Below are 26370 nucleotides of genomic sequence, written 5' to 3'. Positions count from 1 at the left end.
ACCGATCACCCGCCGTCAACCCGGGAGAAGGGGTCCGCGTACGCGAAGCGCCCGCGCGGCGGCGGGACCTGCCCATCGAACACCCGGACCTGGAAGAACTTCCCCCACTTCGGCTCGGGGGCCGTCACACCGTACGTCCGCGAGTGCTCGAAGCCGAAGCGCGAGTAGTAGGCGGGGTCGCCGAGCAGCGCGACCAGCGGCTCGCCGAGCGCCTCGGCCGCGCCGAGCACGGCGTGCACGAGCGCCGAGCCCACGCCCCGCCGCTGATGGGCGGGGTGCACGGCCAGCGGGCCGAGCCCGAGCACGGGCACGGCCCCCACGCGGGCCCTCGTGCACACGACGTGACCCGCGATCCCGCCGTCCGGCGCCGGCGCGACGAGCGACAGCTCCGGCAGCCAGCCGGGATCGGCGCGCAGCTCGTCGAGCAACGTCACCTCGACCGGCAGCCCGTCCGGCCGGCCCGGGTCCCGGGCCGCCTGGTACGGGGCGAAGGCGGCGGCGACCACCGCGCGGACGGCCTCGACGTCGCCGGGGTTCTCCCGTCGGATCAGCATCCGGCCAGCCTGCCGCCCGGCCTCCCCGGCGGGCAACGGATTAAGGAGGGTGTCCCGCCCCCGGGGCCGTTCCCTCTCCGGCGGTGCGCGGGAGTGCCGGAACGGGACACCCCCGGCCGATCCCGCGCGGTGCGGGGAAGGCGGGCGGTGGCATTACCCTGCCTGGGGTGAGCCTCGATGTGTCCGTGGTGGTCCGCTACCGCAAGGCCGTGACGTACGGCGTGAACGCGCTGCTCGGCGCGCTGGAGACCGCGAAGGCGGAGTGCGATCTGCGGCTCGGGACCACTCCCGAGGAGACCGCGGCGCACATCGCGGGCAGCTCCGCGGAGCGGGTCCTGGTCCTCTGGTCGTTCTACTCGCCGGACGCCGAGGCGATGGCCGCCGAACTGGCCGCCGTGCGCGCCCTCGCCGACGATCCCAGGGTCCTGCACATCGCCGGCGGAGTGCACGCCACCGCCGAGCCGCAGCAGGTCCTCGACGCCGGCTGGGACCTCGCCGCGATCGGCGAGGGCGAACCGACGATCGTCGCGCTGGTCGAGGCGCTGCGCGCGGACCGGCCGCTCACCACGGTGCCCGGGCTGGCGGTGCGCGACGCCGACGGCGTGGCGCTGCGCACGCCGCCGGCCCCGCAGCTGCCGCTGGACGCCTTCCCGTCCTTCCCCGACCGGCGCCGCCATTTCGGGCCGATCGAGATCACGCGGGGCTGCGCCTACACGTGCCGCTTCTGCCAGACGCCCTTCATGTTCGGCGGCAGGTTCCGGCACCGCGGCGTGGACAGCGTGCGCGAGCACGTCCGCCGGATGGCCGCCCACGGCCTGCGCGACGTCCGCTTCATCACCCCCACCTCCCTCTCGTACGGCACGCAGGGGCCGGAGCCGGCGCTGGACGCCGTGGAGGAGCTGCTGGCGGGCGTGAAGGAGGAGCTGCCCGCGAACGGGCGGGTGTTCTTCGGCAGCTTCCCCTCCGAGATCCGCCCCGAGCACGTGACACCCGAGGCGATGCGGCTGCTCAAGCGCTACGTGGCGAACGACAACATCATCATCGGGGCGCAGTCGGGCTCCGACCGCGTGCTCGCCGCGGCCGGGCGCGGCCACGGCAGCGAGCCGGTGCGTGACGCGGTGCGCATCGCCGTGGAGCACGGCTTCCGCCCGAACGTCGACTTCATCTTCGGGCTGCCCGGCGAGACGCCGGAGGACCAGGACGCCTCCCTGCGGCTCGCCGCCGACCTCGCCGATCTCGGCGCGCGCATCCACACCCACACGTTCATGCCGCTGCCCGGCACGCCGTGGCGGGACGCCGAGCCCGCGTTCATCCCGCTGGACACGATGCGCGAGCTGGACCGGCTCGCCCAGCGCGGCGACGCCTACGGGCACTGGCGCAAGCAGGCCGAGCACGCGGCGCGGCTGGCCGAGACGGCCAAGGCCTACCCGCGCCGCGCCCGGCGCCGCCGTACGACCGACGGCTGACGCGGCGGGCCGCGCGAGCCGTGGCCCGCGCGGTCAGGGCGTCAGAACTGCTGCGGCCGGGTCTGGTACGGCTCCTCCAGGTAGGCGATCTCCTTGTCGGTGAGCGCGAGGTCCACGGCGGCGAGCGCGTCGTCCACGTGGTGGCCCTTGGTGGCGCCGATGATGGGGGCCACGACGGCGGGCTTGGCCAGCAGCCACGCGAGGGCGACGGTCGCGGGGGAGACGTCGCGCTCGGCGGCGGTCCGCGCCACCCGCTCGAGGATCGCCTCGTCGGCGGGCCCGCCGTACAGCTGCTCCTGCCGGGCGCCGTCGCCGACCTGCCGCGTCGTGTCGGCCGGCTTGCCCGCGCGGGCGAGCAGGCCGCGGGCGAGCGGGCTCCACGGGATCAGTCCCACACCCTGGTCGAGGCACAGCGGGATCATCTCCCGCTCCTCCTCGCGGTGCAGCAGGTTGTAGTGGTCCTGCATGCTGACGAAGCGGGTCCAGCCGTTCTTGTCCGCGGCGTGCTGGGCCTTGGCGAACTGCCACGCCCACATGCTGGAGGCGCCGATGTAGCGGGCCTTGCCGGCCCGGACGATGTCGTGGAGGGCCTCCATCGTCTCCTCGATCGGCGTCTCGTCGTCCCACCGGTGGATCTGGTACAGGTCGACGTAGTCGGTGCCGAGGCGGGCGAGCGAGGCGTCGATGGCCGACATGACGTGCTTGCGGGACAGGCCGTAGTCGTTCCTGCCTTCGCCCATGGGGAAGTAGACCTTGGTGGCCAGCACGTAGTCGTCGCGCCGGGGGAAGATCTTGCGCAGCAGCCGTCCGGTGACCTCCTCGCTGACGCCCGCCGAGTAGACGTCGGCGGTGTCGAAGAAGGTGACGCCACCTTCGGCCGCCTTGCGCACGATGGGCTCGGCGTGCTCCTCGTCCAGAACCCAGCCGCCCCACTTGGCCGGCTCGCCGTAGCTCATCATGCCCAGGCAGATCCTGCTGACCTTCATGCCGGTGGTGCCGAGTCGTCGATATTCCATATGAAGCACCCTATTCACCCCGGGCGCGCGGCAGAGCGGCAGCGGTGGCCCTGCGCGGCCACGACCGGTGGCTGATCGAGCGTCTGCTCTCCCTGTCCGCCGCGGGCTTCGCCACGCATCGGTCGCCGGACTCCGCTCCGGCCTGACCTCACCTGGAGGCGTTCCAGGTGTACGACGGGCCCTGACCGGTCGGCACGGTCGGGCTGAACCGTACGGGCAGGGCCTCCAGGCTGCGAACCCACAGCGAAGGGCGCCAACGCAGCGCGTCAGGTTTCACGGCGAGGTAGACGTCGGGCAGCCGGTCGAGGAGGACCTCCACGGCCGTCTTGGCGATGATCCCGCCGAGCTCGGGCGCGGGGAAGGGACAACCGTACTCGCCGTGGCCGAAGGCCAGGTGCGCCCGGTTGGCGCCGGAGCCGGCATGGGCGGCCGGTTGCACCTGCGGATCGGCGTTGGCCGCGGCGACACCGAGCACCAGCATGTCGCCCCGGCGGATGCGCCGCCCGGCCAGGTCGCAGTCCTGCACGGCCCAGCGATTGGGCATGTTCGGCGTGGGCGGGTCCTTCCACAGCACGTCGTTCAGCGCCTCGCCGACGCTGCTGCGGCCGCCTTGCAGGCTCATCGAGAAGTGGTCGTCCATCAGCATCAGCCGCAGGGTGCTGCCGATCCAGTTGCGGCAGTTGTCATGGGAGGAGATCATCGTCATGATCAGGTCCTGGACGATCTCCTCGTCGGTGATCCGCGCGTGGTGTGCCAGCATGTGCGAGGTGAGGTCGTGGCCCGGCAGGGCGCGCTTGTCGGCGATGAGCCGGCTTAGCTTGTCCAGAATTCGGGTAACCGCCGGGAGGGCCTCCTCGCCCCCGCTCAGCACGTGGTTGACGTCTTCGACCAGCTCCGGCAGGTCGGTCTCCGCCAGCCCGAACAGCCGGGTGATGACCTGAGCCGGAATCCGGTCGGCGTACTGGGAGATCAGGTCGGTCTGGCCGTCCCCGGAGAACTCGTCGATCGCGCGGTCGGCGATCTGCTCGCAGATCAGGGCGAGCTCGGTGCGGTCGACGCTGTCCAGCGCGTCGCTGATGGCGCCGACCCGCCGCTGGTGCTCGGCCCCCTCGGTGTACATCACGGACGGTTGCCATGTCACGTACGGGCGCGCAGGCCAGTCAGGGGGGAGGTGGTCCTGCAGGTTCCAGCGCCTGGGGTCCCGGCTGAACAACCGCGGCTGGCTGGTGACATGGTGCAGCTCGCGATAACCGATCACGTACCAGACGGGCATGCCGTCGAGGAGAACGGGGACGACGGGGCCGTGCGCGCGGCGCATCTCCTGGAACAGCGCGGTCGGGTCGTCGCCGATCAGTGACGCGTGCAGCCGTACGGCATCGGCGTGGTCGGCGTATCCCTCCAGCGGCTCCCGTCTCCGCTCGGGATGCTGCGATCCGGGCGAGACGGCGGACGGGTCTGTGGAGTCGGGCAGGGGAGGGGAGTTCGTCACGGCATGCTCTCTCGGGCGGGCAACTGATCGTGGGTGCGGGTGAGGTGCTCGATGAGCGTGATCAGCACGCGCTTGGACGAGGACCGCTCTCTCGCGTCGCAGTCGATGAGCGGGACCTCGGGCGACAGTGCCAGCGCCTCGCGCACCGAATCCAGGGTGGGTCCGTCGGTGAAGCGGTTGACCGCGACGACGAACGGGGTCTGGTGATGCTCCAGCCGGTCGATGGAGTACCAGGAATCCTCCAGGCGGCGTGTGTCCACCAGGACGACCGCGCCCAGGCTGCCGGCGAACAACTGGTCCCACACGTACCAGAACCGCTGCTGACCGGGCGCGCCGAACAGGTAGAGCACCTTGCTCGCGTTCAACGTGATCCGGCCGAAGTCGAAGGCCACCGTGGTGGTCGACTTGGTCCGTACGCGGCTGGCGTCGTCGATGCCCACGCTCGCCTGGGTCATGACCTCCTCGGTGCTCAGCGGGCGGATCTCGCTCACCGAACCGACCATGGTCGTCTTTCCCGCCCCGAACCCGCCGACGATCACGATTTTCAGGGCGTCCTCGGCGGTCGTGCGTAGCGGTGTCCGTGTGGTGGCCGCCATCTGGTCAGAGGTTGTGGAGGGCAACGAGCACCTGCCTCAGGATTTCGGGATCCGGTCGTCCGGCGTGTGCGGCGATCGACGGATGACGGACGGTGATGCGACCGGTGTCCAGCAGGTCGCACAGCAGGATCTTCACCACGCTGACCGGCAGGCGCAGCTCCGCCGAGATCTCCACCACCGCCGTCGGCCGCTGGGCCATCCGCAGGATCTTGATGTGCTCGGACTGCATACCGGGGGTGGGGGCGCACTCGCTGACGATGAGGGAGACGGAGTCGAAGGTCTTCTCATCGGCGCTGGTACGCCCACCGGTGACGGTGTAGAGCCGGTCAGGGTCTTCTTGGTCGATGGCTCGCCGTGTCATCCGCGGTCGTCGCTGTTGTTCGTCTGCCGCGGCGCCGCAGTGAGGTACACCCCGATCTGCTCCACCAGTTCATTCATGTTGTGCGCGATAAGCCCCACCTCGCCGTCCTCCTCGGCCACCACGGCCAGGTGGGCGCCGTCCCCGGCCGGCACGATGAGCAGCAGTCCGCCGGCGAACTCCACCATCGCCTGCCCCGCTCCGATGCCGTCCCCGAACTCGGCGGAGGCGCTCAGCGAGAGGCTCTGGATCCCGGCGGCCAGAGCGGAGAGCTGGTCGGCCCCGTCCCGGCCGAGGCCGGCGGTGAAGGACATCTTCAGGCCGTCCCTGGTCAGCACCAGCACATGCCTGATCCCCGGGGTCTTCTCCTTGAGGTTCTCCAGTAGCCAGTCGAAGTCACGATCGGTGGTGTGCGAAGCGTCGGTTGTGCTCATAGAAACGACGGGGTGCCCCTTCGTCGCGGGAGGGACGCCCCCTGCCTCCTCATCTGTGAGTCCAAGAATGTCCGGTGATCGGCGGACGCGTGTCAAGAGTCGCCCGGGGCCGGGGGAGGGGTTGAAGAGGAAGTACGCCCACGGCCGCCGGCCTGGCGGAACGCGGCGAACCTCGCGGCCGAGTCAGGCCCCTCGCGCGCGGGCTTGGCCGGCGATGCCTGCCGCGCCCTGGTCGCCTCGGCCAGCGTCTGCCCCCGGCGCCGCCTGGGCAGCAGATCTTCGGACTCGTCGGCCGGCCCCTCCTGCGCGGGTACGGCCGGTGCCCGCACGGTGGCCTGCACGGGGTGGCGGACCTGCGCCTCGGCGTCGGGCGGCACGGTGGCCGACAGGGGCTGCGTGATCAGCAGGCGCGGGATCAGCAGCACGACCCCCGTGCCACCGCGGGCGGACGACCGGAAGCTGACCGTCAGGCCGTACTTGTCGACCAGGCGTCCCACGACCGCCAGGCCCAGCCGGGTACCGGACAGCGTCCGCAGATCGAGCGGCTCGGACACGAGCCTGGTGGCGTGCTGCCGCTCGCGCGGGCGCATCCCCAGCCCGCTGTCCTCGATCGTGATCACGACGCCGGCGTCCTCCTCGTCCACGTATACGTGGACCTCGGTGCCGTGCGCCGAGAACGTGGCGGCGTTGTCCATCACCTCGGCCAGCGCGTGCATCACGCCCTCGGCCGCGTACCCCGCGACGGCGACGGTGCTGGTGGAGTGCAGCCGGATGCGCCGGTAGGCGCTGATGCGGCCCATCGCGCCGCGCAGGATGCTCTCCATGACGATCGGCCGGGTCCATCGCCGTCCGGAGCGGCCGCCGCTCAGCAGCGCGATGTTGTCCGCCAGCCGGCTCATCTGGGAGACGCGGTGGTCCAGGTCCAGCAGGTCGGCGAACACCTCCTCATACTCGCCGTACCGCTCCTCCAGTTCGCGCAGCCGGGCGAGCAGACTGGTGGCCTGGGCCTGCACCCGGGCCGCGGCCCCGGCGCACGCCGTCATCACGGCGGTGCCCCTGCGCTCGCTCTCGGAGAGTTGCCGCGCCGTCTCACGCAGCAGGTCGCGTAGCGGGCCCTGTTCCGGCTGGCGTATCTCGGCCAGTGCGGCGCTCACCGACATCCGGTCCGTCTGGATGCGCCGGAACAGCTCGGGCAGCGTGTCGTCGATCAGCCGGGAGATCTCGCCCTCGGCCGCATCACGGGAGACCTGGGCGGCGGCGCGCTCGCGTTCGAGCAGTTCGAGCTCGTGCCCGGCCGCTTCGAGCAGGTGCCGCAACGGGCCGTCCGGCGGCTGCGGTATCTGGGAGAGCGCGCCGGCGACCGAGGCGCCGTCCCGCACCCGACGTCCCAGCGAGGGCAGCGACTCCTCGGCCATTCGCAGCGTTTCCCGCTCCAGCCAGGTGAACCGTGCGTCGGCCCACTCGGCCTGCTCACGCAGCCGGCGACCGGTGCCGGAGTAGTGGACGATGGCCGCGACGGCGCCGGACAGGAGTACGGCCGAGACTCCGCCGACGAGCGCGATCAGCTGTCTGGCCTCGTAAGGGGCGGCGGACACCGCCCACAACCACGCGCAGGCCGTAATGATCATGGTGCCGAGAGAGGCGAGGACCACCAGTTCCCTCGGTGAAAGCCTTCTCCGTGCCCGGTGGGATATATCTACTGACATCAGCGTCCTCGGGGTGGCGGCAGAGCATGACAAGGCCGCGTCGAACCTGCTGTTCTCCCTGTAAGACAGGACGCCATGCGGTGCCGTCTCACAGCAGAGCGTGAACCGGCACATACCGTAGCACCATGTCCACGATTGCGAACAGACAGTCACCCTCGAACTATATGTTTTAGCTTCAATCAACCATGAGTCAACACATCCATTGACGGATACTCACTTTTAGGACATATCTGGATTTATGGTGACGATCTTCCCTCGGGGTTCGAGGTGCGCGGCCTTGTCGTCCCGATGGACCGGGAAGAAGATCGTCCGGCCGCGCTCGCCGTCCCACTCGCCCGGCTCCGCGCCGAGTTCCAGGACACACGTCCGGAGTGCGACCACGGGGCACCGTCCGGCGCAAGCGCGTCGGCGCGATCGAAAGCGCCGGCCGGGCGTACGGGAGAAGAAAACCGCGGTGGAGGTGGAGCATCGCGTTCTGCCTTCATGGCCGTAGTGCCCGGCACATGAGCGTGATTGAGGGCCGTTATGCGCGTCGGCCCTCCTGACCTCGGCGGTGTCGTGAGTTCGTGGCAGCTGCCGGGTTTTTTCTGATTCTGGGAATCACGAATTCCGGATGGACGCCTGAGGAAAGGGCGCCGCACAGCGGGGCGCCTCGCGGCCGGACTCCCCGAGCAGACCTGACAACCCGGACGCGGGATGCGGCGCAGGTGGGAGCGCTCGTGGCGGCCGAGCAGCGGTGTGCGCGGCTCCGCGCGGACTTCTGCCGCGAAGCGGCGTCGCGGGTGGAGACGCTCACGGCGGCGCTGCCAGGCACCGGTCTGGACTGCTCGCCTACTTGTCCTCGGCGGTCTCCTTGGCCTCGGGGTGGTCGAGCACCAGGTCGTACGTCGTGGGAAAGAGCTGCCGGAAGGCGGTGTCGGCGCCCTTGACACCTGACGACAGTACGATCTTTCCCTGGCGGGTCACGTCCCTGACCCGATCGACTCTGTACTCGTGCACGTCGGGTGCGGGCTCGCGCACGATCTCGGGCCACTGCCCGCTCTCCGGTTCCTCCGACACGATGCTCTCCGTTCGTCCTCCGTGCTCGCAGTCGTTCGGCTCTTCTTCGAGTATCGGGAAAATCGCTGCCGGACGCGACGTATCGGACAGTCACCCGGGCCCAAAGGAGAGTGGATCTGACTGGACGCCGCCACGACGATCGGCCCATGGGGACGCGGGGTCACCCGCACCACACCGTTCGGCCTCTGCGGCGAGGCCGGCACGGCCACGCGGACGCTGTCCGCCGGGCCACGCTGACCCGGGCAGGGCGTCATCTGGCCGTGCAGGTGATGGGCGACGGCGACCCCACAGCGCCGCCGGACCAGCCGATCCTGAATGTCACCGTCACCGAAGCGCCCGGCGACAGCAGGCCGTTCTGGGTGACGGTCACCGTGGAGCCCGGGGGGTTGGAGCCGTTCCACTGCACGTAGGTCAGACCGCTGGGAACTGTGAAAGTGACGGTCCACGAGGTGATGGGCACCGTCCCCGTGTTGCGCACCGTCAGTTCGCCCCAGGGGGCTGCCGCCATCGAGAGGTGGAACCGGATCGTCGCCTCGCAGGAGCGCGTGACCACGAAGGACGGGCTGGGCGACGGTGACGGGCTGGGCGAGGGTGACGGGCTCGGTGACGGGCTCGGTGACGGGCTCGGTGACGGCGACGGGCTGGGGGACGGAGACGGTGAAGGGCTGGGCGTCGGAGAGGGGCACGGCGATGCGCTGGGGGACGGTGACGGACTCGGTGACGGCGAGGGGCTGGGGGACGGTGAAGGGCTGGGGGAGGGCGACGGGGAGGGACTGAGCGACGGGGCGGCGTCGGCGGACGCCGACGGGCTGGGGGACACCGAGGAGCTGGGGGACACCGAAGGGCTGGGAGACGGCGACGGGCTCGGCGACGGGCTCGGTGAAGGACTGGACGCGGGGGAGGGGCACGGCGCGGAGCCGCCCGGTGAGGAGCCCCCCGGCGACGAGGGCGACGGGCCGGCCGACGGCGAGGTCCCCGGGCCGGACGGCCCGATGGGCGGGATCCGGACGATGAGGTCGTCGCCGGGGCCCACCGTCCCCCTGCCGTCGCGGTTGCTCGTCGCCACCCAGAGCCAGCCGTCCGGGCCGACCGCCACGGTGCGCAGCCGGCCCAGCCTTTCCTGCAGCTCGGCCACCGGAGCGCCGGTCCTGTTGCCACCGCTGACCGGCACCGTCCATAGGCGCTTGCCGCCGAGGGCGGCGGCGAAGAGCGTGCTGTTGGCGTACGCCAGGCCGCTGGGCGACGCCTCGGCCGAGCTCCAGGTCACCAGGGGGTTGGCGACGTTCGAGCTGCCGCACACGCCCTCGCAGGCGGGCCAGCCGTAGTTGCGGCCCGGCTGGATGTGGTTGATCTCGTCCGTGGTGTTCTGGCCGAACTCCGTGGCGTACAGCCGGCCGGCCTCGTCCCAGGCGAGCCCCTGGACGTTGCTGTGGCCGTAGCTGTAGACCGGCGAACCGGCGAACGGGTTGGTCATGGGGACCGCGCCGTCGCGGGTGATGCGCAGGATCTTGCCGCCGAGAGGCGAGCTCTGGGCGATGGAGGGGTAGCCGGCGTCGCCCGTGGCGACGTACAGCATGCCGTCGGGGCCGAACGCGATGCGCCCGCCGTTGCGGGACTGGCCCCGGGGGATTCCGGTGAGGATCGGCTGCTGGGTCTGCGGGGCGCTGAGCCGGAACCGGACCACCCGGTTGTCGGAGCCGGTGCTGATGTACGCGTAGACCAGCTGGTCCTGTGTGAACGTGGGAGACAGCGCGATGCCGAGCAGGCCGCCCTCGCCCCCCGGCGTGACGTTCGGGACGGTGGCCACCCGTACGGGCGGAGAGCCGGGACGCACCTGCGCGATGGTCGCGGTGTCGCGTTCGGAGACGAGGGCACTGCCGTCGGGGAGGAAGTCCATGCCCCAGGGCACCCGCAGGCCCGTCGTGGCGACCTGCACGCGGGTGAAGTCGAACCCGCCGGTCGCCGCGCCCGCGGCGGCAGGCCGGGTCACGACGAGCGCCGCGGCCGCGACCACGGCGCACAGGAGGATGGACAGTGCCGCGGACAATCGCGTGGGCATCACATGCTCCCGGGGCGGGACGGGGGCTACCGGCTCACCACCATCGAAAGCGCCGGCCGTGCCCGAAGCAATCGACCGGCCGACACCCGCTCATCGACCTGCGCGTACATCCGCCGGCCGGGTCCGGCGCGGGAAACTTTCACGGCCCCGCGGCCAGCCGGCCGCCCGGCGGCGGGTCAGCGGGCGTGGCGGGTCAGCGGGCGTGGCGGGTCAGCGGGCGTGGCGGGTCAGCGGGCGTGGCGGGTCACTGCGTACACGACAAGGGCGAGGCCCGCGAGGATCTGGCCGCCCAGGATGACCCGGTTGAGGTCCAAGGCCGGTCGCCACTGCACGTCGTCGTCCTTGAGGACGAACATCCCGACCGGCCTGTTGACGACGCCGCCGCCTCCTCCGCGGGCCTCGCCGCCCTTCTCCGGGCTGCGGCCGAAGCCGCCCCCCGCGCGCACCGCCACCACGGGGATGAACGTCACGCCGTCCTTCTCGTACGGCTCGCCGAAGACACGCTGGCCGGTCAGCTTCCTTAGTAGTTGTTCCATGCGGCCGATTCTTCAGGCTCTGCGCGAAGTACGCTCAGCCGAGCCTCCACCACGGCCGGGGACGCGTGTCATCCCCTCATCGCCTGTCTCGGCGTGCTCGACGGGGCCGCCCGGGGCGGCCTCCTGGCCGACGCGGTCAGGGTGCCGGCCGCCGGCGGTGCCACGGAGGTGATCGCCGACGTGGACGCGCAGCGGGCGGCGGCGTCGGCGGACCTGGCGCGGTGCGGGTTCCGGCAGGTGCGGGCCCGCGTGCTGTTCGAACCCGCCGCCGTCCCCCGGCAAGAGCCGCCCCAGATCACCTGCAGCGGGCGCGTCACTGGAGCAGGCGCGTCACTTGGAGCGGGCGCGGAGACGCCGCCAACTCCTCGGCAAGCCGCCCACAAGTCGTGATGCGTACAAACAGTGGCATGAACGACTACGACATCCGGCGGCCGGCGCCCGCCGACGCGGCGGCGATTCACGAGGTGGTCGCCGAGCACGACATCGAAGTGACCGGCAAGCCCGACTGGACGCTCGACGACGTCGCCGACACCCTTGGAGAGCTGGACCTGGAGCGCGACAGCTGGGTGGTCCGTTCGGGCGGGCGGCTCGTCGGCTGGGGCTATGCCAGGCGCAAGGGTGACAGCGACAACGTGGACATCGACGTGCAGGCGCGGGAGCCCGGCGCGGCCGCGCTGCTGTGGGATCTGGCGCTCGGCCGCGCCGGCGACCTCGCCCGAGAGGCCGGGCACGACCACGCGGTGGTGGACGTCAGCGTCTACGAGCAGGACTCGGTCATGCGCGAGGCCGCCAAGGAACGCGGCTTCGCGCCCGCGACCAGCTTCCACCGCATGCGGACCGACCACGCCGGCGTGCGGCCCGCCTTCCTGCCCGGGGTCACGGTCGAGGCGGGCTCGCCCGAGGGCGAGGAGGTGCTGCGCGCGGCGCACGCCGTCCTGCAGGAGGGTTTCGCCGAGCACTTCGGGTTCGTGCCGAGGACGTTCGAGGACTGGGCCGAGGAGATGGAGGCGTCCAGCGCGAACGACTGGACGCAACTGCTGCTGGCCCGCGTCCACGGCGAGCCCGCGGCCATGCTGCTCGGCACCAACCACTTCGTGCCCGACGAGAACTGCGGCTACGTCCGCACGCTCGCGGTGCGGCCCGCCTTTCGCGGGCGCGGCCTCGGCCGGCTGCTGCTCACGCGGGCCTTCGAGGCCGACGAGCGGCGCGGGCGGGTGGGCACGATCCTGCACGTGGACAGCAACAACACGACTCCGGCGCTCGGCCTGTACCGGTCGGTCGGCATGCGCCCCGTGCTCGTCATCGACGTCTGGCGGGCCCTCGTCCGTCCCGGATCTTGAGACCGCGTTGCTCACAACCCGGATGCCTCTACTGTGAGATAGGGAGAAAACAGACAGCAAGGAGAGTTGATGCTGCACGAGAGGCTCGAGGCGGTCTACGACAACGTCCTGCGCCGCAATGCGGGTGAGACGGAGTTCCACCAGGCCGTACGCGAGGTGCTGGAGAGCATCGGCCCCGTCCTGGGCAAGCACCCCGAGTACGCGGAGCAGAAGATCATCGAGCGGATCTTCGAGCCGGAACGGCAGATCATCTTCCGGGTGCCCTGGGAGGACGACCAGGGCGAGGTGCACATCAACCGTGGTTTCCGGGTCGAGTTCAACAGCGCGCTCGGGCCGTACAAGGGCGGGCTGCGCTTCCACCCCTCGGTCTACCTCGGCATCATCAAGTTCCTTGCCGTCGAGCAGATCTTCAAGAACAGCCTGACCGGCCTGCCGATCGGCGCGGGCAAGGGCGGCGCGGACTTCGACCCGAAGGGCCGCTCCGACCGGGAGATCATGCGCTTCTGCCAGAGCTTCATGACCGAGCTGTACCGGCACATCGGCGAGTACACCGACGTGCCCGCGGGAGACATCGGCGTCGGCGGCCGGGAGATCGGCTACCTGTTCGGCCAGTACAAGCGCATCACCAACCGGTACGAGTCCGGCGTGATCACCGGCAAGGGGCTGGCCTACGGCGGCGCCCAGGTCCGCACCGAGGCCACCGGCTACGGCTGCGCGTTCTTCGTGGAGGAGATGCTCAAGGCGCGGGGCACGTCGTTCGACGGCAAGCGGACGGTCGTCTCGGGCTCGGGCAACGTCGCCATCTACGCCATCGAGAAGGTGAACGAGCTGGGCGGCGTCGTCGTGGCCTGCTCCGACTCCTCCGGCTACGTGGTGGACGAGAAGGGCATCGACCTCGACCTCCTCAAGCAGATCAAGGAGGTCGAGCGACGCCGCCTCAGCGCGTACGCCGAGCGCCGGGGCTCCGGGGCGGCGTACGTCGCCGGGCGCAGCGTGTGGGAGGTGCCCTGCGAGGTGGCGCTGCCGTCGGCGACACAGAACGAGATCACCGGCAAGGACGCCGAGGCGCTGGTGCGGGGCGGGTGCGTCGCGGTCGGCGAGGGCGCCAACATGCCCACCATGCCCGAGGGCATCCGAATGTTCCGCGAGGCCGGGGTGGCCTTCGGCCCCGGCAAGGCCGCCAACGCGGGCGGCGTGGCCACCAGCGCCCTGGAGATGCAGCAGAACGCCAGCCGCGACTCGTGGACGTTCGAGTTCTCCGAGCGGCGGCTCCAGGAGATCATGAGCGACATCCACGCCCGCTGCCTGGAGACCGCCGACGCGTACGGCATGCCGGGCGACTACGTGGCCGGCGCCAACATCGACGGCTTCCGGCGGGTGGCGGACGCCATGCTCGCCCTCGGCCTCGTCTGAGCGCCCACGTAACGCTCATCGGCCGCCCCTGCGGGTGCGCAGCAGAGGCAGCGCGCACCCGCCCGCGGCCAGCGAGACCGCGGCGAGCGCCAGCGACGTCACCGCGGCGGCGTGCGCGGACGGGGTGAGGCCGAGGAACAGCGTGCCGAAGACGGCCACGCCGACCACCTGACCGAGCTGGAGCATCATCGCCAGCAGGCCGCTGGCGTCGGCCGCGTCGGCGGGCGCGACCCGGGCCAGCGCCACCGCCATGAGCGGGCTGAACGTGCCCGCCATGCCGGCCCCGATGGCCGCGAAAGCGATCTCCAGCAGCGGTTCGCCGTGGCCGCCGCCGGCCAGCGCCGCCGCCAGGGCGAGCTCGCCCGCGGCGGTGACGACGGCGGATGTGACGATCATCGGCCGGTGCAGGCGGGCCGGCAGCCGCTTCCAGTTCAGGCTGGTGAGCCCGAAAGCGGCGGCCGCGGGGATGAACAGGCAGCCCGCCCGCAGGGCGCTGTCGCCGAGGCCGCCCTGCAGGTGGAGGGCCATGGCGAACAGCCAGCCGCCGTACGCCGCCATGACGAGGAAGACGCCCGACGCGGCGGCGGCCATCCCGGGGGCGCGCAGCAGGCGGCCGGGAACGAGCGGATGGGCCGCCCGCCGCTCCACGAGCAGGAACGCGCAGAACGCGAGCACCGCCGATCCCATGGAGATCCACCCCCACAGCGGCCACTTCTCCTCGTGGCCGAGCACGAGCGGCACGACCAGCAGGCAGACGGACAGCGACAACGTGACCAGGCCGGGCACGTCGAGCCGCTGCTCGCGCCGCACGTGGGCGGCGGGCAGCGTACGGGCGCCGGCGGCCAGCAGCGCGAGGCCGACAGGCACGTTGACCAGGAAGACCGGCCGCCAGGTCGTGCCGAACAGGTCGGCGGTCACCAGCAGCCCGCCGAGCACCTGCCCGACGACCGCGCCGACCGAGATGACCGTGGCGTAGACGCCGAGCGCGCGTCCGCGGGCCGCGCCGTCGAAGGTGATCTGGATCAGGCTGAGCACCTGGGGCACCATCAGGGCGGCTCCCGCGCCCTGCACCAGCCGGAAGGCGATCAGCACGCCGATCGAGGGGGCGAGCCCGCACATCAGCGACGCGGCCGTGAACACCACGAGCCCGGTGAGGAACAGCCGCCGGTAGCCGAGCAGCCCCCCGAGGCGCGCCCCGGTGATCAGCAGGATCGCGTACGCCACGGTGTAGCCGGAGACGACGAGTTGCAGCCCGGAGCCGGTGGCCCCGAGATCGGCGCGCATCGTGGGCGCGGCGACGTTGACGATGGTGGCGTCGAGGACGGCCATGAACTGCCCCGCCAGGATGACGGTGAGCAGCAGGGCCGGCGAGGTACGCCGCGCGACCGGCGCGCGGGTGGTGACAGTGGTCATGGCGGCAACGATGCGGCCGCCGCGATACCGGTGCCGAGAGCCTGCGGATACTGGTAGCGACACCACCTGGCAACGCGCAGGCGCACCCGCCAGGATGGAGAGGTGACGACGGGGACCCGCACCAGGCACACCAGGCGTGAGGAGCTCGCCGCCTTCCTGCGCAGCAGGCGCGAGCGGATCCGGCCCGAGGACGTCGGGCTGCCGCCCGGGCTGCGCCGCCGTACGCCGGGGCTGCGGCGGGAGGAGGTCGCCCAGCTCGCCGGCGTGGGCGTGACCTGGTACACCTGGCTGGAGCAGGGCCGTCCCATCAACGCGTCGGTGCAGGTGCTGGACGCGATCGCCCGCACGCTGCGGCTGGACGCGGCCGAGCGGGAGCACCTCTACCGGCTGGCCGATCTGCCGGAGGTCGCCGGTCCCGGCGACTCCGGGGACGGGCTCGACGCCGAGGTGCACACGATCCTGCACCGGCTGGATCCGCTGCCCGCGTGCGTCTACAACGGCCGCTACGACCTGCTCGCCTGGAACGCCGCGTACGGCACGATCTTCGCGTCCGTGGTCGGCCGGCCCAGGCTCGAACGCAACGTCCTGTGGCGGGTGTTCACGATGCCGGGCTGCTGCTGCCCGCTGGTGAACAAGGAGGAGGAGCTGCCCCAGATGGTCGCCACCCTGCGGGCGGCCTTCGGCAGGCACGTGGGGGAGCCGGTGTGGACGAACTTCGTCACCCGGCTGTCGGCGGCAAGCCCCGACTTCGCCCGGATGTGGGCGACGCACGACGTGGCCAGGCCGGGGGCGCGGATGAAGCTGTTCCAGCACTCCTCGGTGGGGCTGATCAGGATGACGTCCACCAGCTTGACGCTGGCGGCGCCGCCGGAGACCCGCATCGTGGTCTACACGCCGACGGACGACGAGAGCCGCGGCCGCATCGAATGGCTGCTGGCCCACCCGGAGGCCGCCCACTGCCCGGTGCATGGCGACCCCGTCCGCGGGTAATGGCGCGGTCATGGCCTGTCGTATCAGTGAACTCGTCGTCGACTGCCACGACCCCGAGCGGCTCGCCGCCTTCTGGAGCGAGGTGCTGGGTTTCGAGGTGATCGAGCGCAAGGACGACTGGGTGGAGATCGGCCCGCCGGGCATCGGTTTCGGCGGTCTCCAGCCGACGCTCATCTTCCAGTCGGTGCCCGAGCCCAAGCGGGACAAGCTGCGCCTGCATATCGACGTCAACCCCACCGACCGTGACCAGGAGGCCGAGCTGGAGCGCCTGCTGAAGCTCGGCGCCGCGCCTGCCGACGTGGGCCAGACCGGTGAGGAGGACTGGCACGTGCTGGCCGACCCGGAGGGCAACGAGTTCTGCCTGCTGCGCCGCCGCCTGTGAGCCTCGCGGGGGCCGATGCGGTAGCGTCCGGAGAGTGGCGAGGATCTTCACGGTCGACGAGGCCGAATCGCTGATGCCGGTGGTGCTCCAGCACGCCCGGGAGTTCGTCGCCGTACGCGCCGACCTGGCCGAGCTCACCCACGACCTGCGGAACGCGGGCGCCTCACCCCTCGGCGGCCTGCCGGAGGCCAAGGGCCTGGAAGCGCGGATGGACGAGATCCTGAGCTGGTTCGACGCCGAGGAGATCGAGATCAAGGGCGTCGCCCCGCTGCTCGTCGACTTCCCCGCCGTGCTCGGCGGCGTGTCGGTACGGCTGTGCTGGCTGGAGGGGGAGACCGCACTGGGCTGGTATCACCGCAGTGACCTCGGTTTCCCCGGCCGTCGCCCGCTGTCGTGATCTCGCGGCCGCCGCCGCCACTGCCCTGACTGCCTGGTCCGTCCGCGGCGGACGAGAGCGGATGCGGGCCGGTACGGAGAGGGAGAAACGGCTGGACTCTCCCACACTGGGAGACCTCATGCTGGGGCGTGAACGAGGAACCGCCGCCGATCGGGCGGTTCGCCAGGCTCGATCGAGCATCGGACAGCGGCGGCACTACGCCGAGCTCGGCCTGCCGGTGTCCGGGTACGTGGACGAGCACACCGGATATCGGTGTCACTACCGGCGCGGGCAGGTGCGCGAGGCGCTGTCGGCCGGGCTGCCGCGCTCGCTCGACGTCCCACTCTGGAGGAGCCATGACACCGCAATTGGTCCACTACGGCCCCGTCACCTGCCTCAACGTCACAGGCATGGGCGAACCCGGCGGTGCCGAGCATGTCTCGGCCATCGGCGCCCTCCACGCTGTGGCCTCCGCCATGGGCGGCCCCGCAGGGCCGCTGGAGGGTCGCTGGTGGGTGGAGGATGTCTCCAGGCCGCCGCTGGAGGTGCCACGCGATCAGTGGCGATGGCATCTGCTGTTGCCGCTGCCCGACGTACCCGAATCGGGGGTGGTCGAGGCGGCACGCGAGCGGGCACGTGCGTCCGGCGCGGCCGTCGATCGCGTCCAGGTAGTCACCTTCACGGAGGGCGAGTGTGTCGAGTTGCTCCACGAGGGGCCCTACAGCGAGGAGAAGGCGTCGCTCGACGTGCTGGAGGCCTTCATGTCCGAGCACGGTCTGCTGCGCAACGGGCTGCACCATGAGATCTACCTGACCGATTTCACCGATCCTCAGCCCAAGACGATGCTCAGGCAGCCGGTGGCGCGTGCCGCCGGCTGATCGGCGGTCGGCCCCGTCGAGCGGGAGGACGTCCCGCCGCCGGTCGCAAGCCCGCACGCTCAGGGAGAGGGCGTCGCGGGTGCGGGGCGCGGTGCTGTGCGGCCGACGCGTCGCCCACTTCGAGTTCACGATGCGACGTCGTCACGGTGGCATGCGATAACCCGCGTCGAGCCTGGGATTGGCTGCGTTGAAATATCTGTTCTCGACGATGTGAGCGGCGAACGCCGCGAATTCGTCCGGAGTCCCGAGCCGGCGAGGATTGAGGAACTGTTTGATCCCCTCCGCCTTGGTCTCCTCGTCGGCGTAGTCGTCGACCATGGGGGTGTCGAAGCCGCCGGGGACGATGGTGTTGACGCGTATTCCCCGCCCGGCGAACTCGCGGGCGGCGGGCAGGGTCATGCCCTCGACGGCGGCCTTCGTCGCGGCGTATCCCACCAATCCGATGGTTCCTTCGTGGGCGGCGACGGAGGAGGTGTTGATGATGACTCCCCGCTCGCCGTCCTCGTCGGGCGCGTTGCCCAGCATCACGGCCGCCGCGTGGCTCATGACGGTGAAGGTGCCGATGAGGTTCGTGCTCACGAGCCGGGTCAGCACGGTCGTGTCGCTGGGCCGTCCCGTGTCGGTGACGAGGATGACGGGCGCGAGGATGCCGGCGGTGTTGACGTTTATGTCGATCGTTCCGAACCTGTCCAGGGTGGCGGCCACTACGGCGGCGACCGCTTCGGCATCGCCTATGTCGGCGCCGAGCCCGAGGGCGTTCTCGCCGAGGTCGCCGGCGATCTGGGCGGCGAGCGCGCCGCGCCGGCCGACGATGACGACGTTCGCGCCCCGAGCGGAGAAATGTCGTGCGACTCCCGCCCCGAGCCCTGAGGTGCCACCGGCGACGAGGACTGTCTTGCCGCGAATGTCCATGAACTACCTTCCGGAGCAGGTCGATGGCACGTTTCACGGCTGTGCGCCGTCTCAGGCATCCCCCACAGTTTGTGCGTAGCCGAGGGCTTCGGATATGCATGAAGTGGTCTTCTTCGGTCGACCCCCGGGAAGCAATTCCTTTCTCGCCGGGAAGGCTCTTACTTTTTTTGGGGTAACCGTTAAGACCGCCGCGCCGAATTCACTATGGTCGAAACGGCGATTTTGTCGTCGGTGAATCGCCCCGCACACGCGGCAGGGCTTGGCATGCCGGACACGACCTTCAGTCGGACAGGTCGTCGAAGCCCTCGATCTCGCCGAAGGCGGCGCCGTACCGGACACACACCATGCGGGCCACCGACTCGTGCGCGCCGAGCGGCTCGGCGCACCCGGCGCCGATCGACTCGGCGGCCGTCGTGATCCGGTCAGGGTCGGCCTCGGGCCCGATGACGTACGGCACCATGGCCAGCCGGTTGGCGCCGATGTTGCGCAGGCGCTCGGCGGCGTCGCGCACGCTCGGCTGGCCGTCCAGCGCGGCGGGGACGACCGGGAGCGTCAGGCGGGCGGCCAGCAGGACGGCCGTCGCGTCGGCCCCGCGGGCGGCCTCGTCGCCCCCGGCGGTCGCGACGATGATCCCGTCGACGGGGGAGGAGACGTTGAACAGGCGCATCCGGTCGGCGCGGGCCAGGCCCGCCTCGGCCAGGCGCACGTGCAGGGCCTCGGCCAGCAGCGGGTGCGGGCCGAGCGGATCGGTGATCTTCACCGCGGCCTCGCTCTGCGTCACGGCCTCCCGGACGGCGCGCAGCACGCGCGGATGAGGCCCGGTGACGAGCGGGACGACGACCGCGGCCGGTCCGTCGGAGGGCCGCTGCGCGGCGATGGAGGCGAACTCCTTGGTGAGGTCGCCGCCGCCGTCGGCCAGCGAGACGATGCGAAGGTCGATCTGCGGGTTGTCGATCCTGACGATGGAGGCGACCTCCATGGCCACGTCCCCGTTCGGGCCCACCGGGTCACCGGCCCTGCCCGGCACCGCGAGGACCAGGGCGGGCGCGTCGGGCGGCAGGTCGGCGGGGAGCGGCCGGCGGTGGCGGCCAGTCCCGGGCCGAGGAGAGCGCTCCCTGATGGGGAGCTTCGGGGGGTCCTCGTGACCTTCGTTCACATCGGCGGATTCTAGGGCGAATCTAGCCGAAGAGCAGAACCAACGCGCGGCTTGTTGCGTCTTGGTGATCTAGGCGGTTTACATCTTCGTTACTTGACGCTCCCCGCGGGGGCGGGTTTGATATGGACTCATCCAGCCGTAAACGTTTACCGATGGCTCACGTTACTGGCTGGTAAACGATTACAGGACACTCTCTTCCAAGTGAGGTGGCCGGTGACCGAGGGTCCCACGATCACCACGATCGCGCAACGCGCCGGTGTGTCGATCGCCTCGGTGTCCCGGGTGCTCAACGGGCTTCCGACGCGTGAGGACACCGTGCGGCGCGTCATGCGCGCGGCCGACGAGCTCGGCTACGTGCCCAACTCGGTCGCCCGCTCGCTCCGCAACCGCCGCACCGACCAGGTCGCCTTCGCGATGGCCGACATCGGCAACCCGGTCTACGTGGCGATGGTGCGCGAGATCCAGCCGGTGCTGAAGGAGGCCGGCTACCGGCTCCTCATCCACTCCACCGACGGCGACGCCGAGGACGAGCTCGGCGTGCTGCGCGGGCTGCGCGAGCGCTACGTGGACGGCCTCATCATCAGCCCGCTGCGGGGCGTGACCGAGGAGCACGTGCGGGCCATCGTCGCCGCGCGCGCCCCCGTCGTCGTCATCGGCGCGTTACCGGAAGGCATGCCGGAGGGCGCGCCGGTCGACAACGTGCGGACCGACTCCAGGACGGGCGTCCGGCTCGCGCTCGACCACCTGTACGCCATCGGCAGGCGGCGCGTCGGCTTCCTCAACGGCCCGCTCGACACCGTCCCCGGCGCCGCCCGCGCCGCCGCCTACCGGGAGGCCCTGGAGGCGCTGGACCTGCCGTACGACGAGGACCTGGTCGAGGTGGGCGACTTCTACCGCGACAGCGGCGCCCGCGCCGCGCGGGCGCTGCTGGCGCGCGCGCCCGGCCTGGACGCGCTGATGTGCGCCAACGACCTCATCGCGCTCGGCGCCTTGGACGTGCTGCGCGAGCACGGCCGGGACGTCCCCGGCGACGTGGCGGTGGTCGGGATGGACGACACCGACCTCGCCTCGGTGACCTGGCCGACGCTGACCAGCGTCTCGCTCGGCTCGGCCGAGCGCGGCAGGGCGGCGGCCACGCTGCTGCTCGACCGGCTGCAGAACGGCCCCCGCGAGCCGCGGGTGACGGTCGTGCGGCCGAGTCTCACCATCCGCGGCTCGACCGCTGTTCCCGGTCCGCCCGGCACCGCCGGGGACGGCCGGTGACCGCGCTCGCCGGGCGGCCGCACGGCGAAGCTCGGGGCGGGTCCCAACGCGGCTCACAGGGCGGCCGGCGATCCCGGGGGGCGCTGGCGCTGATGCTGCCCGCGCTGGTGCCGGTGCTGGTGTTCAGCGTGGGCCCGCTGGTCTACGGCATCCTGCTGGCCTTCACCGACGCGCGGTCCGGCCGCAACACCGAGACCTCGTTCGTCGGCCTGGAGAACTTCGCCGAGCTGCTGTCGGACGGCGACTTCTGGGAGTCGTTCCGCATCGGCCTGGTCTGGGGCCTGTCGGTGACCGTGCTGCAGTTCCTCGCCTCACTGGGGCTCGCGCTGCTGCTCAACCAGGACCTGCGTCTGCGCGGCGTCGCCCGGGTGCTGGCGGTCGTGCCGTGGGCCATGCCGCCGGTGGTGATCGGCCTGATGTGGCGGCTGGTGTACCACCCGGACGCGGGCCTGCTCAACGGCCTGTTCGGCACGCGCGTCGACTGGCTGCACGACTTCTCCCTCGCGCTGCCCGCCGTGATCGTGGTCGGGGTCTGGACCGGCATGCCGCAGACCACGGTCGTGCTGCTCGCCGGCCTGCAGAACGTGCCCAAAGAGCTGTACGAGGCGGTCAGCGTGGACGGCGCGGGCGCCTGGCGGCGCTTCTGGAACGTCACGCTGCCGCAGCTGCGGCCGGTGATCGTGGCCATCACCTCGCTCGACTTCGTGTGGAACATCAACCAGTTCAGCCTGGTCTACGTGCTCACCCAGGGCGGGCCCGGCGGGCGGACGAGGCTGCCCATGCTGTTCGCGTACGAGGAGGCGTTCCGGTACGGCTTCTTCGGCTACGCCGCGACGCTCGGCGTGGCGATCACGATCGTCGTGCTGGCCGTGCTGGGCCTCTATCTGTGGCGGCAGGCGCGGGAGGCGGCCTGAGATGCGCACTGACCTGACCCGCGCGCTGAGATATCTCGCCCTGCTGGGATACGTCGTGTTCCTGGCGTTCCCGCTGCTGTGGCTGCTGTCCACGGCCCTGAAGACGCCGCAGGAGATGGCCGCCCTCGATCCCACGTGGATCCCGCGCCGGCCGACCCTGGCGAACTTCGCCGACGCCTTCGGCGAGCAGGACCTGGTCGGCGCCGCCCTGCGCAGCCTCGTCGTCGCGGTCGCCACCGCCCTGATCACGGTGGCGCTCGCGCTGCCCGCGGCGTACGCGCTGGCCCGCTACCGGGGCGCGGCCGGGCGGATCGCGATCGGGTGGGTGCTGGTCAGCCAGGTCTTCCCGGTCGTCCTGGTCATCATTCCGCTGTTCATGGTGCTGCGGCGGCTGGAACTGGTGAACACGCTCGCCGGGCTCACGGTCGTGCACGTCACGTTCGTCTTGCCGTTCGCGCTGTGGATGCTGCGCGGGTACGTGCGGGCGGTGCCGCGCGAGCTGGAGGAGGCGGCGGCCGTGGACGGCGCGGGGCGGCTGCGCGCGCTGGCCGCCGTCGTCGCCCCGCTGCTCGCGCCCGGCGTGGTCGCGACGCTGCTGTTCGGCTTCATCTCGTCCTGGAACGAGTTCCTGTTCGCCCTCGTGATCCTCAAGGATCCCGAGGTGGAGACCCTTCCGCTGACGCTGGTGCGCTTCGTCGGCCCGGAGGGGGTCGCCCGGCTCGGCCCGCTGGCGGCGGCGTCGCTGCTCGCGACCGTGCCGAGCCTCGTCTTCTTCGCGATCATTCAGCGGCGCCTGCGCTCCGGCCTGATGGCCGGCGCCGTCAAGGGCTGACCCGCATGGCGACCATCGATTGGAGGTCTCAATGAAGAGATTGAGTGCCGTGCTGGCCGTGGCGGCCGTCGCGCTCGCCGCCGGATGCGGAAGCGGCGGAGGCGGCGGCGACGCCGGGTCCGGGCAGGACGGGCAGCCGGTGAAGCTGCGCTTCCTCAGCCTGGCCTGGCAGAAGGAGTCGATCGAGGCGAACAAGCAGATCGTCGCCGAGTGGAACACGGCCAACCCGAAGATCCAGGTCGAGTACGTCCAGGGGAGCTGGGACAACGTCAACGACCAGCTCGTGACCTCGTTCGAGGCCGGCGACCCGCCGGACGTCATCCACGACGACTCCCCGGCGCTGTCGAGCTTCGCCTCGCGGGGCTTCCTGCTGGACCTCACCGGCAAGGTCCCCGACGAGCTGAAGAACGACATCCCGCAGGCCGCGTGGGACACCGTCACCTTCTCCGACGGCAAGAGCGGCCAGGGCGTGTACGGCGTGCCGTTCCTGCAGGAGTCGCAGGTGCTCATCGCCAACAAGAAGCTGCTCGACGGCGCCGGTGTGCGCGTGCCCACCCCGGACGCGCCGTGGACGTGGGACGAGTTCGCCGACGTGGCGAAGAAACTCACCAAGAAGGGCGCGTACGGCGTGGCCTGGCCGATGAAGTCGCCGGTCAACAAGGTGCTGAACCTGGCGCTGAACTTCGGCGGCACCTTCTTCGACACCCGGGACGGCAAGACGACGGTGAAGGCCGGGCCGCAGGAGCGGGAGGTGCTCCAGCGCATCCACGACCAGCTCTACACGGACAAGTCGGCCGACCCGTCCGCGCTCGGCATGGGCACCGCCGACCCGCTGCCCGGTTTCTTCGCCGGGAAGTACGCGATCCTCCCCGCCGGGGTGTACCTGCGCCAGCAGGTCGCCGAGCAGGCGCCGAGCGGGTTCGAGTGGGTCACGCTGCCGCCGCTGAAGGGCGTCACCTCGCAGCAGGGCGCGGTGTCCCAGACGCTGTCGGTGGCCGCCGACAGCGAGCACCCCGACGAGGCGCTGAAGTTCATCGCTTACTTCCTCAACGGCCCGAACCAGGCGAAACTGGCCAAGGGTGACTGGCTGCTGCCCACCAGCACGACCGCGGCGAAGGACCCCGCGCTCACGACGGAGGAGAACGGCTGGGACGTCGCCACCGCCTCGGCGAAGGACCTCGTCGTCGCGCCGTTCCTCAAGGTGAACGGGTACGACGAGTGGAAGAGCAAGGTGGCCACGCCGGCGATGCAGGAGTACTTCGCCGACAAGATCAGCCTGGACGAGCTCGCCACGCGGCTCGTCGAGGAGGGGAACAAGGTGCTGGAGCGGTACAGCCGATGATCTCCGTCCGCGACCGCGCCCGGGGCTGCCTGCTCGGCCTCGCCGCCGGCGACGCCCTGGGCGCCCCCGCGGAGAACCTCGGGCCGGAGGAGATCGCCGCCCGGTGGGGCGTGCTCACGGACATCGAGGGCGGCGGCACCGACGACACCGAATACACGATCTTCGCCGCCACCGTGCTCCTGCGCCACGGTCACGGGCTCACCTCCGAGGACGTGGCGCGGGCCTGGCGCGAGGAGATCGTGGCGCGGCTCGACGGGCCGATGCGCGGCGCCGGGTTCTCCGAGCTCGGCACCGTCGAGGCCCTGCGGCGCGGCCTGGAGCCGCCGCTGACCGGCCGGTGGCACGCCCACGGCTGGTCGGACGGGCTGGCCATGCGGGCGGCGCCGTACGGGATCTTCGCGGCGGGCGATCCGGACGAGGCGGCGCGGCTGGCGGAGGCCGACGGGCGGGTGAGCCACACCGGCGAGGGGATACTCGGCGGCCGGGCGGTGGCCGCGGCGGTCGCGGTGGCGATGACCGGGGCCCCGCCGGGCGAGGTGGCCGGAGCGGCCCTGCGGGCGGTGCCGGAGGACTCCTGGACGGCCCGCAACCTCCGGGCCGCGCTCGACGTCGCCGCCCGCACGCCCCGTCCCCTCCTGGGACGCGCCCCGCACGGTTCCTCGGGGCGTGCTTCGCATGACTCCTTCGGGCGTGCTTCGCATGACTCCTTCGGGCGTGCTTCGCACGATTCCTTTGGGCGTGCTCTGCACGACGCCGTCGTGATGGCGCACTACCCGTGGACGGACCTGGCGCCCGAGGCGGTCGCCCTCGCGTTCGCCGCCTACGTGGCGGGCGGCGGGGAGGTGGAGGCGTCGGTCGTCACCGCGGCCAACCTCGGCAGGGACGCCGACACCACCGCCGCCGTCGCCGGGGCCCTCGCGGGGGCGGGCCGCGGCGAGGCGGCGGTGCCGGAGCGCTGGGCGGCGCGGATCGGCCCGGTGGCCGGGCGCTGCCTGCCCGTGGTCGCCGGACGGGACATCCGCGACGTGGCCGACGAGCTCGTGAAAGGAATGTAGGACGAGATGGCATCGGGGGAGAGGCTCGACCGGGTGCGGGGGGCCTTCGCCGGCCTCGCCGCCGGCGACGCGGCCGGCTGGCCCGCGGCCCGGCACCGGTCGGCGCTGCTGGCCGGTTGGAGCAGGCGGCTGCACCGGGAGCTCGACGCGTTCGCCGAGGAGCACCAGGTCACCACGCTGCCGGTGCCGTTCGCGCTGAACCAGCCGGTGGCGCCGCTGGCACTCGGCCCGTCCGACGACGCCGAGTGGCTGGCCTGGACGGCCCTGACCATCGGGGAGGACAGAACGGAGGCGTTCGGCCGCCTCGCGGGCCGCGGCGACGTCCGGGCGCGCGTCTCGGTGTGGGCCGCGCTCGACAACCTGGCGGCCGGCAAGAGCCCGCCCGCCAGCGGGCACGACAACCCCCACCACTTCGACGACGCGGCGGCCGTGCGGGCCGTCGCCTTCGGCGCCGCGGGCCTGGACCCGGTGGAGGACGCGCGCGTCACGAACGCGGAGGACGGCGTGCTCGGGGCGGTGGCGACGGCCAGGGCCGTCGCCGCGCTGACGCGGGGCGCCGCGATGGCCGAGGCGGTGGAGGAGGCGCTCGGCGCGCTGCCGGCCGGCACGGCCATCGGGCACGCGGCGCGCGAGGCGCTCGCGGCGGCGCGGGCGGCGGGTTCGCCCTTCGCCGCCGTCCCCGCCCTGGACGCCGCCGTGCTCGACCACGTCTACAGCTACGGCGTCGCCGCCGCGCAGACGGTGCCGATCGCGCTGGCCCTCGCGGACGCCGCCGTCTCCGCCGCCGGAGGGACGCCGGAGGCGTTCGGCGCGGGCGTCTCGTCGGCGGCC

General features: G+C 71.8%; 28 protein-coding genes. 14 read left to right on the top strand and 14 right to left on the bottom strand.

The window, feature by feature from the left end; translation table 11 throughout:
• Nucleotides 1–5: 5 nt before the first annotated feature.
• Nucleotides 6–554, bottom strand: coding sequence for an N-acetyltransferase (locus tag AB0J39_RS18100; RefSeq protein WP_363465825.1), 549 nt, complete (start codon nucleotides 552–554; stop codon nucleotides 6–8).
• Nucleotides 555–721: 167 nt separating this feature from the next.
• Between AB0J39_RS18100 and AB0J39_RS18095 the strand changes: the two genes are divergently transcribed.
• The gene (locus AB0J39_RS18095; protein ID WP_363465823.1) at nucleotides 722–2020 is read left to right on the top strand and encodes a TIGR04013 family B12-binding domain/radical SAM domain-containing protein; all 1299 of its coding nucleotides are present in this window, start codon (nucleotides 722–724) and stop codon (nucleotides 2018–2020) included.
• Between the two features lie 41 nt (nucleotides 2021–2061).
• Here AB0J39_RS18095 and AB0J39_RS18090 read toward each other — a convergent pair whose 3' ends face one another.
• The 10 genes from AB0J39_RS18090 to AB0J39_RS18045 form a co-directional block, all read right to left on the bottom strand.
• The gene (locus AB0J39_RS18090; protein WP_363465821.1) at nucleotides 2062–3036 is read right to left on the bottom strand and encodes an aldo/keto reductase; all 975 of its coding nucleotides are present in this window, start codon (nucleotides 3034–3036) and stop codon (nucleotides 2062–2064) included.
• A 148-nt stretch (nucleotides 3037–3184) separates the two neighbouring features.
• Nucleotides 3185–4525: a cytochrome P450 gene (locus AB0J39_RS18085; RefSeq protein WP_363465819.1), complete on the bottom strand. Its 1341-nt coding sequence runs from the start codon at nucleotides 4523–4525 to the stop codon at nucleotides 3185–3187.
• Nucleotides 4522–5121: an ATP/GTP-binding protein gene (locus AB0J39_RS18080; protein WP_363465816.1), complete on the bottom strand. Its 600-nt coding sequence runs from the start codon at nucleotides 5119–5121 to the stop codon at nucleotides 4522–4524. The genes AB0J39_RS18085 and AB0J39_RS18080 overlap by 4 nt, the downstream gene beginning before the upstream one ends.
• A gap of 4 nt (nucleotides 5122–5125) precedes the next feature.
• Entirely contained in the window at nucleotides 5126–5482 is a 357-nt protein-coding gene (locus tag AB0J39_RS18075; protein ID WP_346228173.1) for a DUF742 domain-containing protein, read from the bottom strand.
• Nucleotides 5479–5913 carry a roadblock/LC7 domain-containing protein gene (locus AB0J39_RS18070; RefSeq protein ID WP_346228172.1) on the bottom strand — a complete coding sequence of 145 codons (435 nt, stop codon included), beginning with the start codon at nucleotides 5911–5913 and terminating at the stop codon, nucleotides 5479–5481. Before AB0J39_RS18070 ends, AB0J39_RS18075 begins: the two co-directional genes overlap by 4 nt.
• 92 nt (nucleotides 5914–6005) lie before the next feature.
• Nucleotides 6006–7565, bottom strand: a complete 1560-nt coding sequence (locus AB0J39_RS18065; protein ID WP_363465814.1) for a sensor histidine kinase — start codon at nucleotides 7563–7565, stop codon at nucleotides 6006–6008.
• A 273-nt stretch (nucleotides 7566–7838) separates the two neighbouring features.
• Nucleotides 7839–8000 (bottom strand): hypothetical protein, encoded by a 162-nt coding sequence (locus AB0J39_RS18060; protein WP_363465812.1) that lies wholly within the window; start codon nucleotides 7998–8000, stop codon nucleotides 7839–7841.
• Nucleotides 8001–8450: 450 nt separating this feature from the next.
• Nucleotides 8451–8678, bottom strand: coding sequence for a hypothetical protein (locus AB0J39_RS18055; RefSeq protein WP_363465810.1), 228 nt, complete (start codon nucleotides 8676–8678; stop codon nucleotides 8451–8453).
• Nucleotides 8679–8928: 250 nt separating this feature from the next.
• Entirely contained in the window at nucleotides 8929–10737 is a 1809-nt protein-coding gene (locus tag AB0J39_RS18050) for a PQQ-dependent sugar dehydrogenase (protein WP_363465809.1), read from the bottom strand.
• Nucleotides 10738–10964: 227 nt separating this feature from the next.
• Nucleotides 10965–11273 (bottom strand): spore germination protein GerW family protein, encoded by a 309-nt coding sequence (locus AB0J39_RS18045; protein WP_363465807.1) that lies wholly within the window; start codon nucleotides 11271–11273, stop codon nucleotides 10965–10967.
• 93 nt (nucleotides 11274–11366) lie between these two features.
• Between AB0J39_RS18045 and AB0J39_RS18040 the strand changes: the two genes are divergently transcribed.
• The 3 genes from AB0J39_RS18040 to gdhA all read left to right on the top strand — a co-directional run bounded on the left by AB0J39_RS18040 (nucleotide 11367) and on the right by gdhA (nucleotide 14026).
• Entirely contained in the window at nucleotides 11367–11663 is a 297-nt protein-coding gene (locus AB0J39_RS18040) for a hypothetical protein (protein ID WP_363465805.1), read from the top strand.
• A 17-nt stretch (nucleotides 11664–11680) separates the two neighbouring features.
• Complete coding sequence (locus AB0J39_RS18035) at nucleotides 11681–12613, top strand: GNAT family N-acetyltransferase (RefSeq protein WP_363465803.1); 933 nt, start codon at nucleotides 11681–11683, stop codon at nucleotides 12611–12613.
• A gap of 69 nt (nucleotides 12614–12682) precedes the next feature.
• Complete coding sequence (gdhA, locus tag AB0J39_RS18030) at nucleotides 12683–14026, top strand: NADP-specific glutamate dehydrogenase (protein ID WP_363465801.1); 1344 nt, start codon at nucleotides 12683–12685, stop codon at nucleotides 14024–14026.
• Between the two features lie 15 nt (nucleotides 14027–14041).
• On the opposite strand, the gene AB0J39_RS18025 is transcribed toward gdhA, so the two are convergent.
• Nucleotides 14042–15439 (bottom strand): MFS transporter, encoded by a 1398-nt coding sequence (locus tag AB0J39_RS18025; protein WP_363465799.1) that lies wholly within the window; start codon nucleotides 15437–15439, stop codon nucleotides 14042–14044.
• Between the two features lie 102 nt (nucleotides 15440–15541).
• Between AB0J39_RS18025 and AB0J39_RS18020 the strand changes: the two genes are divergently transcribed.
• From AB0J39_RS18020 to AB0J39_RS18005, 4 genes are all read left to right on the top strand, one after another.
• A complete protein-coding gene (locus AB0J39_RS18020) occupies nucleotides 15542–16429 on the top strand; it encodes a helix-turn-helix transcriptional regulator (RefSeq protein WP_363465797.1) in 888 nt (295 codons plus the stop codon).
• Nucleotides 16430–16439: 10 nt separating this feature from the next.
• A complete protein-coding gene (locus AB0J39_RS18015) occupies nucleotides 16440–16811 on the top strand; it encodes a VOC family protein (protein ID WP_363465795.1) in 372 nt (123 codons plus the stop codon).
• A 34-nt stretch (nucleotides 16812–16845) separates the two neighbouring features.
• Nucleotides 16846–17208 (top strand): DUF2203 domain-containing protein, encoded by a 363-nt coding sequence (locus tag AB0J39_RS18010; RefSeq protein WP_363465792.1) that lies wholly within the window; start codon nucleotides 16846–16848, stop codon nucleotides 17206–17208.
• A 335-nt stretch (nucleotides 17209–17543) separates the two neighbouring features.
• Nucleotides 17544–18065, top strand: a complete 522-nt coding sequence (locus AB0J39_RS18005; protein WP_363465790.1) for a GyrI-like domain-containing protein — start codon at nucleotides 17544–17546, stop codon at nucleotides 18063–18065.
• Between the two features lie 141 nt (nucleotides 18066–18206).
• Here AB0J39_RS18005 and AB0J39_RS18000 read toward each other — a convergent pair whose 3' ends face one another.
• Both AB0J39_RS18000 and AB0J39_RS17995 read right to left on the bottom strand, forming a co-directional pair.
• Nucleotides 18207–18977 (bottom strand): SDR family NAD(P)-dependent oxidoreductase, encoded by a 771-nt coding sequence (locus tag AB0J39_RS18000; RefSeq protein ID WP_363465787.1) that lies wholly within the window; start codon nucleotides 18975–18977, stop codon nucleotides 18207–18209.
• 280 nt (nucleotides 18978–19257) lie between these two features.
• On the bottom strand, nucleotides 19258–20133 hold the full coding sequence (locus AB0J39_RS17995) for a hypothetical protein (protein WP_363465784.1): 876 nt from the start codon (nucleotides 20131–20133) through the stop codon (nucleotides 19258–19260).
• 213 nt (nucleotides 20134–20346) lie between these two features.
• Between AB0J39_RS17995 and AB0J39_RS17990 the strand changes: the two genes are divergently transcribed.
• From AB0J39_RS17990 to AB0J39_RS17965, 6 genes are all read left to right on the top strand, one after another.
• On the top strand, nucleotides 20347–21396 hold the full coding sequence (locus tag AB0J39_RS17990; protein WP_363465782.1) for a LacI family DNA-binding transcriptional regulator: 1050 nt from the start codon (nucleotides 20347–20349) through the stop codon (nucleotides 21394–21396).
• Nucleotides 21393–22310 carry a sugar ABC transporter permease gene (locus AB0J39_RS17985; protein WP_363465779.1) on the top strand — a complete coding sequence of 306 codons (918 nt, stop codon included), beginning with the start codon at nucleotides 21393–21395 and terminating at the stop codon, nucleotides 22308–22310. Before AB0J39_RS17990 ends, AB0J39_RS17985 begins: the two co-directional genes overlap by 4 nt.
• A 1-nt stretch (nucleotide 22311) precedes the next feature.
• Nucleotides 22312–23142: a carbohydrate ABC transporter permease gene (locus AB0J39_RS17980; RefSeq protein WP_363465777.1), complete on the top strand. Its 831-nt coding sequence runs from the start codon at nucleotides 22312–22314 to the stop codon at nucleotides 23140–23142.
• A gap of 31 nt (nucleotides 23143–23173) precedes the next feature.
• Nucleotides 23174–24484, top strand: a complete 1311-nt coding sequence (locus AB0J39_RS17975; RefSeq protein ID WP_363465775.1) for a sugar ABC transporter substrate-binding protein — start codon at nucleotides 23174–23176, stop codon at nucleotides 24482–24484.
• The gene (locus AB0J39_RS17970) at nucleotides 24481–25539 is read left to right on the top strand and encodes an ADP-ribosylglycohydrolase family protein (RefSeq protein ID WP_363465774.1); all 1059 of its coding nucleotides are present in this window, start codon (nucleotides 24481–24483) and stop codon (nucleotides 25537–25539) included. The genes AB0J39_RS17975 and AB0J39_RS17970 overlap by 4 nt, the downstream gene beginning before the upstream one ends.
• 6 nt (nucleotides 25540–25545) lie before the next feature.
• A partial coding sequence (locus tag AB0J39_RS17965) for an ADP-ribosylglycohydrolase family protein (protein WP_363465772.1) occupies nucleotides 25546–26370 on the top strand: 825 nt, incomplete at its 3' end.

It is taken from the genome of Microbispora sp. NPDC049633, from assembly GCF_040675265.1.
GTDB lineage: Bacteria > Actinomycetota > Actinomycetes > Streptosporangiales > Streptosporangiaceae > Microbispora > Microbispora maris.
The sequence above is the reverse complement of the archived record's forward strand: the minus strand, read 5'-3'. Positions and strand labels throughout refer to the sequence as shown.